Origin of the sequence: Actinomadura viridis (assembly GCF_015751755.1) — a bacterium.
Classification (GTDB): domain Bacteria; phylum Actinomycetota; class Actinomycetes; order Streptosporangiales; family Streptosporangiaceae; genus Spirillospora; species Spirillospora viridis.
In genome coordinates this window covers 6,595,300-6,607,111 of sequence record NZ_JADOUA010000001.1, presented here as the reverse complement: position 1 = coordinate 6,607,111, position 11,812 = coordinate 6,595,300, and the positions used below count along the sequence as shown (strand labels likewise).

The 11,812-nt window shown below is 72.7% G+C and carries 14 protein-coding genes; 6 read left to right on the top strand and 8 right to left on the bottom strand.

All coding sequences use genetic code 11. The features are described from left to right. Positions 1-36: 36 nt before the first annotated feature. Positions 37-201, bottom strand: coding sequence for a hypothetical protein (locus IW256_RS29890; RefSeq protein WP_197014130.1), 165 nt, complete (start codon positions 199-201; stop codon positions 37-39). A 349-nt stretch (positions 202-550) separates the two neighbouring features. Here IW256_RS29890 and IW256_RS29885 point away from each other — a divergent pair, with 349 nt between their 5' ends. Next, complete coding sequence (locus IW256_RS29885) at positions 551-1,303, top strand: hypothetical protein (protein WP_197014129.1); 753 nt, start codon at positions 551-553, stop codon at positions 1,301-1,303. Here IW256_RS29885 and IW256_RS29880 read toward each other — a convergent pair. From IW256_RS29880 to IW256_RS29870, 3 genes are all read right to left on the bottom strand, one after another. Next, on the bottom strand, positions 1,300-1,554 hold the full coding sequence (locus IW256_RS29880) for a thioredoxin family protein (protein ID WP_307829410.1): 255 nt from the start codon (positions 1,552-1,554) through the stop codon (positions 1,300-1,302). The two genes, IW256_RS29885 and IW256_RS29880, sit on opposite strands and share 4 nt — an antisense overlap. After that, positions 1,472-1,990 (bottom strand): MerR family transcriptional regulator, encoded by a 519-nt coding sequence (locus IW256_RS29875; protein WP_307829193.1) that lies wholly within the window; start codon positions 1,988-1,990, stop codon positions 1,472-1,474. The genes IW256_RS29880 and IW256_RS29875 overlap by 83 nt, the downstream gene beginning before the upstream one ends. Positions 1,991-2,104: 114 nt before the next feature. Then, positions 2,105-2,632, bottom strand: coding sequence for a helix-turn-helix domain-containing protein (locus IW256_RS29870; protein ID WP_231405364.1), 528 nt, complete (start codon positions 2,630-2,632; stop codon positions 2,105-2,107). Between the two features lie 66 nt (positions 2,633-2,698). Here IW256_RS29870 and IW256_RS29865 point away from each other — a divergent pair, with 66 nt between their 5' ends. Continuing rightward, complete coding sequence (locus IW256_RS29865; protein ID WP_197014126.1) at positions 2,699-3,889, top strand: pyridoxal phosphate-dependent aminotransferase; 1,191 nt, start codon at positions 2,699-2,701, stop codon at positions 3,887-3,889. Positions 3,890-3,916: 27 nt separating this feature from the next. Here the strand turns inward: IW256_RS29865 and def are convergent, their stop codons facing one another. Then, positions 3,917-4,474 (bottom strand): peptide deformylase, encoded by a 558-nt coding sequence (def, locus tag IW256_RS29860; protein ID WP_197014125.1) that lies wholly within the window; start codon positions 4,472-4,474, stop codon positions 3,917-3,919. Positions 4,475-4,646: 172 nt separating this feature from the next. Between def and IW256_RS29855 the strand changes: the two genes are divergently transcribed. Then, positions 4,647-5,912, top strand: a complete 1,266-nt coding sequence (locus IW256_RS29855) for a PucR family transcriptional regulator (RefSeq protein ID WP_307829192.1) — start codon at positions 4,647-4,649, stop codon at positions 5,910-5,912. On the opposite strand, the gene IW256_RS29850 is transcribed toward IW256_RS29855, so the two are convergent. Beyond that, complete coding sequence (locus IW256_RS29850; protein ID WP_197014124.1) at positions 5,887-6,810, bottom strand: CE1 family esterase; 924 nt, start codon at positions 6,808-6,810, stop codon at positions 5,887-5,889. The two genes, IW256_RS29855 and IW256_RS29850, sit on opposite strands and share 26 nt — an antisense overlap. Before the next feature lie 101 nt (positions 6,811-6,911). Beyond that, positions 6,912-7,583 (bottom strand): haloacid dehalogenase type II, encoded by a 672-nt coding sequence (locus IW256_RS29845; RefSeq protein ID WP_197014123.1) that lies wholly within the window; start codon positions 7,581-7,583, stop codon positions 6,912-6,914. Between the two features lie 101 nt (positions 7,584-7,684). Between IW256_RS29845 and IW256_RS29840 the strand changes: the two genes are divergently transcribed. The 3 genes from IW256_RS29840 (at position 7,685) to IW256_RS29830 (ending at position 10,354) form a co-directional block, all read left to right on the top strand. Further along, positions 7,685-8,353, top strand: a complete 669-nt coding sequence (locus tag IW256_RS29840) for a hypothetical protein (RefSeq protein ID WP_197014122.1) — start codon at positions 7,685-7,687, stop codon at positions 8,351-8,353. Continuing rightward, positions 8,343-8,828, top strand: coding sequence for a DUF6644 family protein (locus IW256_RS29835; RefSeq protein WP_197014121.1), 486 nt, complete (start codon positions 8,343-8,345; stop codon positions 8,826-8,828). Before IW256_RS29840 ends, IW256_RS29835 begins: the two co-directional genes overlap by 11 nt. A 71-nt stretch (positions 8,829-8,899) precedes the next feature. After that, complete coding sequence (locus tag IW256_RS29830) at positions 8,900-10,354, top strand: serine hydrolase (protein ID WP_197014120.1); 1,455 nt, start codon at positions 8,900-8,902, stop codon at positions 10,352-10,354. A 174-nt stretch (positions 10,355-10,528) separates the two neighbouring features. Here IW256_RS29830 and IW256_RS29825 read toward each other — a convergent pair whose 3' ends face one another. Next, entirely contained in the window at positions 10,529-11,812 is a 1,284-nt protein-coding gene (locus IW256_RS29825; protein ID WP_197014119.1) for an ABC transporter substrate-binding protein, read from the bottom strand.

Genomic DNA, 11,812 nt, shown 5'->3' with positions numbered 1-11,812 from the left:
CACGTTCACGTGGACGGGCGGGGCCGGGGCGCCGGTTCAGCGACCGCGCTGGAGCTGCCGCGTGGGCATCTGGCGGGCGTTCCGGCGGGCGTTGCGGGCGAAGTTCGCCGACCTGAAGTCGGCGTTCTTGTTCTTGCCCTTCTTCTTCATGGCCTTCTGGAAGGGCTTGTCGTCACCTGAGTTCTGGTGAATGGCACGCATGAACTGACACCTCCGGGCACGCATGAATTCGGCCGCAGTGGGCCGACGGAAATGGTTCGAGGAAAGGAGCGCCTAGGGTGCACGCGGATCATCGCGCCTGGTCACGGGCATGACAGGGCATGGCTCGGCGACATGCGACGAGCATGTGACAAGGTGTGAACGCGATGGTCGGCGCCGACGGCGCTGAAGATGTGGGAGCGGGCCACGGATGTGTCGTGGCGGCTCAACCGGTGGGTATCAGAACTCCATGCCCAAATATTAGCCCGATGATCGGGGTGGGTGTCAACCCATAATTCCCGGGTTCTCTGGAGAGCCGGTCGCGCGCGTGGGATGAGGAATAATCGCGGGGATGTCGATGCCTCTGGAGACGATGCTGGCGCTGGGCGGGGTGTCGGCGCCCGCGTGGGGCTGGGGGCTGCTCCGCACGACGCGGGGCGCGCTGGCGGAGATGGCCGGGCTCGTCCCGCACGCGGAGGAGTGCCTGCCGGGCGGCGAGGGCGTGTACTGGGCGGACCTCGCGGTACACGACCACGAGACCGGCCGGGTCTGGACGGGGACCAAGACCTTCCTGCCCGCCCGCGTCGACGTCGTCCAGATCAGGACGGACGTGACCGCCGCGCTGATGGCGGACGCGCAGTTCCTCCCCGGTATCCCGGGGGCGTGGCGCGGCGTGGTCGCGGGCGTGCCCGGCCACGGCTACCTCGATCCCAACGGCGTCGGGCGGCTGCCCGTCCAACCGGCCGCGGTGCCGGGGGTGGCGGAGCACTTCCGGGCGTTCTTCCCGGTGCCGTCCGGCCCGGCGGTCCCGCCGGAGGCGGTCGTCGCGCTCGCCGGCCGGCTCGCGCGCGGCCTGAGCGGGAGGCCGTACGTGCTGGCCGCCTTCCTGCTGCACGACGTCCAGGGGCACCGCCACCACCTCGACGTGGTGCGGGCGGCCGGTCCGGGCTGGGAGCACTCGGGCAACGCGTGCCATCTCGTCCGGGGAGACCGAGCCGTACGGCTGGAGCACCTGTGGCTGGACGGGCGGTCGTGCGAGCTGCCGGTGGCGGACTTCCACGCCGTCCTGGACGCTTACGAGGCGCTGCTCGGCCGCGAGGGTTAGAAGAGGCCGTCCAGGTCGGCGAGCAGGCGGCGCTTGGGCTTGGCCCCGACGATCCGGTGGACCATCTCACCGTCGCGGAAGAGGCCCAGCGTGGGGAAGCCCATGACGCCGTACCGCCGCACGATCTCGGGGTGGTCGTCGCCGTTGATCTTCGCGACGACCAGGCGGTCACGGTACTCCGCCGCGATCTCCTCCAGAATCGGGGCGATCATCTTGCACGGGGGGCACCAGTCGGTCCAGAAGTCGACCAGGACGGGCTTGTCGCGGCCGAGTACCTCCGTGGCGAAGTTCTCGCCGGTCAGCGTGATCATCGTTTCCCTCCGGGAACAGGGCGCAGCCCGGGCAGGCCCGCGCCAGTTGCTCGGCCACCTCCGCCCGCAGGCGGACCAGGGTGCGGATGTCGGCGTCGATCTCGGCGAGCCGGCGCCGGTAGACCGCCTTCGACTCCGGGCAGGCGGCGCCCGCGGCGTGACCGGCCCGCAGGCAGTCCACGAACGGCCGGGCGTCCTCCAGGGTGAACCCCGCCCGCAGCAGCGAGCGGATCTCCTCGACCAGCCGCAGATCGGACTCCCGGTACTCCCGGTAGCCGTTGCTGGAACGCCCGGCGACCAGCAGCCCCTGCTGCTCGTAGTAGCGCAGCGCGCGCGTGCTCACCCCGGCCCGTTCGGCCAGCTCTCCGATCCGCATCGGCCCTCCCTCGTCCTGGCCGCCACCGACGCTATTCCTTGACATCGGCGTCAAGGTCAAGCCCCGGCCGGCCCGATTTCATCCCAGGGCCCGGTGCTGCAGAGCCCCGGCCCCTCACGCCTGGGGGGACGGGTAGCGGACGGTCAGCACCGCCTCGACGTCACCGTCGGGCGCGCTGTACAGGTGCGGGACGTCGGCGGGCCACGCGCCATGCCCTCCGGGCCCCACCTCCTGCGGGTCGGAGGCGGCGCCGGCGCGGGCGGTGCCGCCCAGCACGAGGAGGTGCTCCTCGGTGCCCGGAGCATGCGCGGCGGACTCCTGGGACGTCCCGGCCCGGATGCGCACCCGGTACACCTCCGTGACCGCGGCGGCGTCCTCGAAGCGCTCGACCAGGACCGCGTCCACCGCGCCGCCCGAGATCCCGGCGCGGGCCGCGGCGGGGGTCAGGACGGTGCTGAGGGGGACGCCGAGGGCGGTCGTGAGCGCGTACAGCGTCTCCAGCGTCGGATTGCGCCGGCCGCCCTCCAGTTCAGACAGCGTGCCCTTGCCGATCGCGGACCGCCGGGCCAGCTCCGACAGAGACCACCCGCGCTCGGCGCGCAGCTCCCGCAACCGCCGCCCCACCTGGCCGGCCAGCTCCATCTCCACCGCCTCCGTTGACCGCGCCGCCGCAGGCCCCTAGTGTTCCACATACGGAACGTTCTGTTTATGGAACGATCTTCCCTGGAGGTGGTGGTCATGACCGTGTCGCGCCTGCGGCACATCCCGGGCATCGGGGTCGACGCGCTCGGTGACGCGGCGGACGCCGCCGCCGACCCCGAGCTGCTGCGACTGGAGAACCTCGACACCGACATCCGGCCGCCGCGGATCGCCCTCGAACGTACGCGCGCCGCGGTCGACGACGACTCCGCCAACAGCTACCTGCCGTTCCAGGGCCGGGCGGGCCTGCGGGAGGCGGCGGCCGGACATGTCGGCGCCGTCGCGGGCCGCCGCTACGACCCGGCGACCGAGTGCGTGAGCGTCGCCGGCGGCCTCAACGGCGTGCTCAACGTGCTGCTCGCCACGGTCGAGCCCGGCCGGGAGGTCGTCCTCTGCGACCCGATCTACGCGGGGCTGGTCAACCGCGTCCGCCTCGCGGGCGGCGTCCCCCGGTACGTGCGGTCCGCGCCCACCGCGGACGGCTGGGACGTCGATCCCGGCGAGCTGGCGGCGGCCGTCGGGCCGGACACCGCCGTCGTGCTCCTGATGGCCCCGGCCATGCCCACCGGGGCCCTGCTCGACCACCGCCACTGGGACGCCCTCGCGCCGGTGGTGGAGGCCCACGGCTGCTGGATCCTGTACGACGCCGCGATGGAACGGATCCGGTTCGACGGCCGGCCGCCCGACCACCCGGCCGCCCATCCCGGCCTGGCCGACCGGACGATCACCGTCGGGTCGGCGTCCAAGGAGCTGCGCATGATCGGCTGGCGGGTCGGCTGGGTCGTCGGCCCCGCCCCGATCATCGCCGATGTCGACCTGGTCGGCCTGACCAACGTGGTGTGCCAGGTCGGGATCGCCCAGCAGGCGGTCGCCGACGCCCTCACCGCACCGGACGCCGCCGCCGATGTGGCCGCCGCCACCCTCGTCTGGCAGCGCCGCCGCGACGTCATCCTGCGCGAACTGGCCGGCTACCCCTGCGTGCGGCCGGACGGCGGCTGGTCGCTGCTCGTCGACACCGCCGCGCTGGGCCTGACCCCGGAGGAGGCGTCCGCACGGCTCTTCGAGCGGGGGAAGGTCGCCGCTACCCCGATGACCGGATGGGGGCCGAGCGGTGCGAACTACCTGCGGCTGGTCTTCGCCAACGAACCGGTCGAACGCCTCACCGGGCTGCGCGACCGCTTCCGCGCCGCCCTGGGCTGACGGGCACCCGAACAGGCGCCGCGGCGCTCAGCCGGCCTGTTCCTGCTCCCGTTCGGCCTCGGCCTCGGCGCGGAAGAATTCGTGGTCCTTGAGGACCTTCTTGCGCTCGCGCTTGGACAGGCGGTCGATGTAGAGCCGCCCCTCCAGGTGGTCGGTCTCGTGCTGGAGGCACCGGGCCAGCAGGCCGGTGCCCTCCACGGTGACGGGCTCGCCCGTGACGTCGAAGCCGTGGCAGGTCGCGCGGTCGGGACGGGCCAGCCGGGCGTGCGCGCCGGGGACCGACAGGCAGCCCTCGTCACCGTCGTCCAGGCGCCGCTCGCCGAGGTCCGGGAGGACGAGCGCGGGGTTGACGATCACGCCCTTGTGCGGCCGGTCGTCCTCGTCCGGGCAGTCGTACACGAAGACGCGCAGGTCGACGCCGATCTGGTTGGCGGCCAGGCCGACCCCGTCGGCCGCGTACATGCTCGCGAACATGTCCTCGGTGAGCCGCGCCAGCTCGTCGTCGAAGCGTTCGACCGGGCGGCACGCGCGGTGCAGGACCGGGGTTCCCACCAGCGTGATCGGCCGTACCTCTCCCGTGGTCATCCCAGCATGCTACTGACGCCGCGCCACCGCTCGGTCCCGGGGCTTCTGCGGGCGTTGACAACCGGGCGGCCGAGAAGCTGCCGTCGTTGACTATTCCTGTGGAGATCGCCGCGCGACCGTGTAAAGGGGGTGCGGGAGAACCGTTCGGGGGACCTGGGCAAGGGAGGTCCACGTGGGCGAGAGGGCGAGGTCCGCCGGGGCGAGGCCGGGGCCGGCGGAGGTGCCGGCGGGCGTGGCGGAGCCGCTGCGGCCGTTCCTGGGCGTGACCGCGGCGGAGATGGTGCGGGAGATCCAGGCCCTGGTGCCCGAGTACGCGCGGCCCCCGGAGAGCGACTACGGCCGGCGGATGCGCTGGACGGTCGAGCAGACGGTGCGCCACTTCGTCGACGCCCTGGGCCGGGCGGGCACCGGAGGCGACGAGCTGGCCGAGATCTACGTCGGGATCGGCGCCCACGAGGCGCGCGAGGGGCGCAGCCTGGACGGCCTGCAGACCGCGATCCGCGTCAGCGGGCAGGTGGCGTGCCGCCGCTTCATCAAGGACGCCCGGCGGCTGGACTGGTCGCTGGCCACCCTCGGGGAGATCATCGAGTCGCTCTTCGTGTTCCTGGAGCGGCTGGCCGGGGCCGCGGCGCGCGGGTACGCCGACGCCCGGCAGCAGCTGGCCACCGAACGGGAACGGCACCGGGGGCGGCTGCGCGACCTGCTGGTGGTCGAGCCGCCCGCCAGCCTGGAGGCGGTGCGCGAACTCGCCGGGGCGGCCGGCTGGGATCCGCCGCGCACCATCGCGCTGGTCGCGCTCGGCCCGGCGATGGAGGACCACGCGCCGGTCACCCCGCCGGCGATCCTCGCCGACTGGCACGGCCCCCGGCCCTACCTGGTGCTGCCGGACCCCGACGGCCCCGGGCGGGAACGTACGGTGGACGGGCTGGTCCGGAGCCGCCCGGCGGCGATCGGCCCCACCGTGCCGCTGAACAAGGGGGCGGTCTCGCTGCGCTGGGCCAGGCGCACGCTCGACCTGGTGCTGCGCGGCGTCATCCCGGAGAAGGCGCCGGTCGTGTGGTCCGACCATGTCTCCACGCTGGTGGCGTCCATGAGCGAGGAACTGCTCGACCTGGCCGCCCGCGCGCGGCTGCGCCCGCTGCTGGAACTGCCGCGGCACCGCAGGGAACCGCTCGTCCGGACCCTGCTCGCCTACATGGAGAGCCGCGACAACGCCGTCGCGGCGTCGGAACGGCTGGTGGTCCACGAGCAGACCGTGCGCTACCGGATCCGCCGCCTCGAACAGCTCCTCGGCGACATGCTGTACGACCCGGACCGCAGGATCGAGCTGCTGCTCCTGCTGCACACCTGGGTTCGGTTCCCCGACGTCCCCCGGGAACCGGACGGTACCGGCGGCACCAGCCCGCGCGGGGTCACCCGTTCCGCGCGTGGTCGCTGAAGAACCGCCAGATCAGCGGGCTCGCCCGCAGCTCGGGGTCGGCGCCCTGCCCGCCGGGCCACTCGTGCCCGCCCTCCCGGACGGTGCACAGCTCCACCTCGGCGCCGGTCCGGCCCCGGCCCGTCGTACGGCAGGTGGTGCGGGCGGTCTCCAGGGTGATCCGGTCCAGCGGCGCCAGCCCGCCGACCGAACGCCAGAAGTCCATCACGGCGGAGACCGGCGGGAACGGGTCCTTGTTGTTCCAGTCCTGGTTGCCGCCGCCGTCGTAGGGAACGGAGAAGTCGGCGGTGCCGTGGAAGGCGATCACCCGCACCGGGGCGTCCGGCGCGCACCGTACCGCCAGGGACCCCGACACCACCCCGACGGCCGCGACCCTGCGCGCCCGCTCGCAGGCGTACCGGTAGGCCATGCCGCCGCCGTTGGAGAACCCGGTCAGGTAGATCCGCCGCGGGTCGGCCAGGCCCTGCCCGGCCAGCGTGTCGATCAGCCGGTCCAGGAACGCCACGTCGTCGATGCCCGCCATACGGGCGAACCAGCAGCAGCCGCCGGCGTTCCAGGTCCTCATGAAGCCGTCCGGGTAGGCGACCAGGAAGCCGTTCGCGTCGGCCACCGCGTCCAGGCCCGTGGACTCCCGCATGTACCGCATGTCGTTCAGGCCGCCGTGCAGGGCGATGACCAGGGGCCTGCGCCCGGCGCGGCCGGGCGGTACGTGCAGGAGGTAGTCCCGCTCCCAGACGCCGTCCATGGTCAGCGTGCGCTCATGGGTGCCGGGCCCGGGGCGTTCGGTCGCTCCTGCGGTGCCCGCGGAGAGGCCCGGGGCGGGCGGGGCTCCGGCCGGCGCTCCGGTCAGCGCTCCGGCCAGGAAGAGCACGAGCAGGGCGCGCCTCACAGTCCTCATGACCCGTGATCCTCCGCCCGGGGGCGCCGCCCGGCTACGCACCCGTCCAACGATCGATCATGGGTATTTCGAGCAATCCGGATAAAAGCCCCGCAGGCTCGTTACACGCCCAGGGCCAGCAGCCCCTCCACGACCTCGACCAGATCGTCTCCCCGTACGTCGGGAGCGGCGAAGATCTCCGCGTAGCGGCCTTCGAGCCGCGAGACCCAGCCGGTCACGAGCCCCGCCCGCTTCGCTCCGTGGCAGTCCCAGGCGTGCGCGGCCACCAGCGCCAGCCGTCCGGCCGGGACCCCGGTCACGGACGCGGCGTGCCCGTACACCGCGGCGGACGGCTTCCACCGCGCGACCTCGCCGATCGTGATCACGCCCTCGACCAGTTCGCCCAGCCCGGCGCGGGCCACGAAGTCCTCGGTGGTGGACCGGGCCCCGTTGGTCAGGAACACCGCCCGGACACCGGCCTCGGCCAGCCGCCGCAGGGCCGGCTCCAGGTCGGGATGGGCGGGCAGGGCGGCGAACCCGTCCAGGACGTGCTCGATCGCCGGTTCACCGATCCGGTACCCGCCGACCGCCCGCAGCGCGCTCTCGGCGACGATGCGGAACGGCTCGAAGTCACCGGCCAGGCCCAGGGCCATCCCGTCGCGCAGCGTCCGGGCGAACCACGTCTCCAGCAGGTGCCCGGGCAGGCCCACCTCCTCGAACCGGGTCCGCAAGGGTTCCAGCGCCATCGACGTCTCGTTCACGTCGAACGCCACCACCCGGGGCCGGGACGGCATGTGTTCCTCCTCGCCGGAGCGCTCTTTCGGGCTCCTTTATCCCGTCCCCTATACAAAGCGAAGCGTCGCAATTCGCCAAGCCCCTTCCGGAAAGGCAGCACATGCCACGACGAGCGCGTACGGGACCGGCCGGTGCCATCGGTTTTCTCCTGCTCCACGGCATGCTCGCCCACCATGGAGGCGGGGGGAACTATGACGCGAGCAGGCCGCTCTACCTTCGTGGCCGCGTCATCCAGGCGCGGTACGGCTACCCGCACGCGCGGCTGCGCATCGAGGTCCCGTCCGGTCTGACGGTCCCGTCCGACCTTCCCGGGGTGGAAGGGCTGCGCGGCCACGACGCCTGGGCCGGGCCGCCCGAGCCGGAGGGCGCGGGCGAGGTCCGCGAACTGCTGCTGCCCCCCGACCTCACCGGCACGCTGGGCGGCATGCCCGGCCGCCCGCAGGTGGGGGACGACGTCGCGGCGGTGGTGTACCGCCGTTGCGAGGCCGAGGGCGACGAGTACTCGGGCGAGCTGCGCGTCCAGATGATCTACGCGGCCGGGGGCGCCCATCCGTACCGGGGAACGCTGACCCGTTTCGTGGACCGGTGCCTGCGCGGCGCCCGCTCCCGGCAGGCCGCTCCGGCGGCCACGGCCCCGGGCACCGGCGCCCCGGCGGCCGGTGCCGACGGCCCGCCGCTGTTCGTCCTCGGCGGGGGCGCCGCCGTGGCCGCCGGGTTCGCCGCCGCACTGATCCGCCTGCGCACGCGCCGGACGTCCCGTGAACGTTGACGGGTTCCTGGCCTGGCTGGAGGAGACCGCCCCGGCCACCGCCGTCCGCGAGACCCCGTGGGCCTACCCGATCACCGAGTCGGCCCACCTGATCGGCCTCGCGCTGATGGTGGGCGCCATCGCCGTGTTCGACCTGCGCCTCCTGGGCCTCCCGCGCCGCCTGCCGGTGAGCGCGCTGGCGGGCCACGCCCTTCCGTGGTCGCGCGCGGGTTTCGGGCTGGTCGCGCTGAGCGGGCTGCTGCTCTTCGCGGCCAACGCGACCCAGGTGGCGCATAACACGGCATTCCAGGTGAAGGTTCTCCTCATCGCGGCGGCGGGCCTGAACATCCTCCTTTTCCATACGGGCCCGTTCCGCGACGTCCGCGACTGGGACGACGCCGAACGGGCCCCGGGATCGGCCCGCGCCGCCGCGATCGTCTCCCTGGTCACCTGGCCGACTGTGATCATCTGCGGCCGGCTCATCGCCTATGTCTGAACCATTTCCGGCCCTACGTCCCGGGAATTCCTTTATGATCATCCGCTCGACCGAGCGACAGGGGGAGCGCGATGGGACGTCCGTGGGGACGGGGAGCGATCGGGCTGCTGACCGCCGCCGCCTTGGTGGGCTGCGGTGCCGGAGCCGGGCAGGTCGACGCGCAGAGGGTGGCGCGTGCGGCTCCCGGCGAAACGGGTAAGACGGGCAAGGTGGCCCTCCGTTTGCGGCAGACCATGAACGCGCTGCGCTTCCAGGAGGTGCTGGACACCGCCCCACCCGGCTCCGCGCAGGCCCGCACGATGATGAACGCGGTCGACAAGGAGGCGCAGACCGTCCGGCAGCGCCGCAGCCTGCTCGCCGCCGCCGACGACGCCAAGCCGATCGCGCAGCAGCCGCAGATGGACGCGACGATCATCGAGCTGGACCGGCGCGGCCGGCCCGTCTCCTCCGGCACCGTCCTGATGAGCCCGCGCCACCCGGACGGTGTCGTGGTCCCGGTCGACCGCGACCTGTCCACCACCGACGTCCGCTGGCGCCAGTGGGACGACCAGGGCTGGTACGCCGGCAAGGGGCAGGGCACCGTCGACGTCGTCCCCGGACGCGAGGGCGCCTCCGTCGACCACATGCTCGCCTACCCGGCCTCGGTCATGAAGCTCATGGTGAGCTTCGGCGTGCTGCGGCTGGTGGACCAGGGCCGGATCACGCTCGGCACCGCCTACGACTACCGGCCGGCCGAGGTCAACTGGCTCTGCGGCGGCCCCACGAACAAGACCGTCGGCCAGTACATCGACGAGTCGCTCACCTGGTCCTCGAACGCGGCCTCCTGCGCGCTGATCAAGCTGCTGCACGACCACCAGGCCGTCGACACGCTCAACAAGACGTTCCAGGACCTCGGCCTGGAGACGCTCCAGCTCAAGAACACCAACCCGACCACCGGCGGGCGCTGGACCAACGCGATCACCATGAGCTCGCTGGACACGGCCAAGCTGCTGACCCTGGTCAACGGGGCCCCGGGCAAGGTCTGGACCGCCCCGGACGGCAGTCCCGTGACCAGCGCCGTGCTCAGCCCCTCGTCCCGCCGCTTCTTCCTGGACAAGCTCAAGGCGCAGGGCTACAACGACATGCTCTCGTCCGCGAACCGCTGCGGTACCGCCTACCCGGCCCGGGGGATCCCGCACGCGGCCCCGTCCCGCTGGATCGGCACCGACGGCACCGTCACCGTGAACGGCTCCAGGTTCGGCGCCGACGTGCGCCCGTGCAACGCCAAGGCGGAGGTCACCTTCGCCCACAAGACCGGCTGGGTGAACAACGCCGCCGGGGACGCGGGCATCGTCAGGGCCCTGCCGGGCAAGGGCGGCCGCAGCTACATCGTCGCGGTGTTCTCCAACCTCGGCACCCAGTACGTGGACGCGAACCGCCCCTCCACGCCCGAGGGGATCTACCCGTACTCCTACACCGAGAAGTTCGCCGAGCTGGGCCGCGCCATCGACGCCTACGAGAAGACCCGCGCCCGGCTCCGCGGCTGACCACGCCCTGACGTCCCCGCCCTGACGTCCCCGCCCTGACGGCCGGTGCCGTGGCGGCCGGTGCCGTGGAGGCCGAGTCGGGATCGGCACCCGGCCCGGCCGCCACGGCAGGCGTCGCCCTGGCAGGCGTCGCCCTGGCAGGCGTCACCACGGCAGGCGTCACCACGGGCGGAGTCACTCCGTGACGGGGCCGAACGCCTTGCGAGTGTCGATCACTTCGCCGAACAGCTCCCAGCGTTCGCCCTTGAACCGCATCATCTGCATCGACTCGATCGGGAAGCCGTCGCCCTCGCCGGTGCTGAGCGTCACCCCGGGCAGCAGCATCGGGACCTGCACCTCCTTCAGGTTCCGCATCGAGTCCCGCAGGCCCTCCCGGGTCGGGCACTTCGCCGCCTGCATGGTCTTGTGGAAGCTGCTGGCCACCGCCCAGCCGAACGCGTGGTACGGCACCGACGGGTCGGCGCCCGGCGCGTACTTGCGCATCTTCTCGGTGTAGAGCCTCATCTCCGCGTCGTCCTTCCACTGCGGATCGATCGGATCCTTGTAGTAGGTGGCGGAGACGACGTTCTGCACGTTCTGGAACCCGACCGGCCGCAGCACGGTGATCGAGGCGGCGACGTTGTTGACGATGTGCAGCGGGTTCCAGTCGGTGAGCTTGGCGTCGGCGGCCAGCGCCTGCGAGCCGAACTTGGGCGTGGTCACGTTGAGGAAGACGTCGGCCTTGGAGCCCGCCAGGTTGCGCATCTGGGGCTCCACGCTCGGATCGGAGACCTCGTAGCTCTGCTCCGCGACGACCCTGACGCCGGTGCCCGCCAGCGCCTTCTTGAAGCCGCCGAGCAGGTCCTTGCCGAAGTCGTCGTTCTGGTAGAGGACCGCCACCTTGGCGTCCGGCCGTTCCTGCTTGAGGTACTGGGCGTAGACGCGGGCCTCGGAGACGTAGTTCGGCTGCCAGCCGATCGTCCACGGATGGGCGGTGTCGCTGCCCCACTTGGAGGCGCCGGTGGCCACGAAGACCTGCGGCACCTTCCGCTGGTTCGCGTAGTCCCACGTCGCCGTGGTCGAGGGCGTGCCGAGCGTCTGGAAGAGGGCGAACACCCGTTCCTGCTCGACCAGGCGGCGGGCCTCCTCGACCGCCTTGGGCGGCTGGTACCCGTCGTCGCGGACGAGGAACTCCACCTTCCGCCCGCCGATGCCGTCCTGCTCGGCGTTGACGTAGTCGAAGTACGCCTTGATGCCCTTGGGGATGTCGCCGTACGCCGAGGCTGGGCCCGACAGCGGGTAGATGCCGCCGAGCTTGAGGGACTTGTCGCCGATGCCCGTCGTCTGCTGCCCCTGGCAGCGGCCGGACGCCTCGGTGCCGCCGGAGTCCTCCCCCCGGCCGCCGCACGAGGCCGCCGCCGTCGCCGCGAGCAGCACCGCGGCCGTCGCCGCCGTACCGCGGATCGCCGATACACGCAT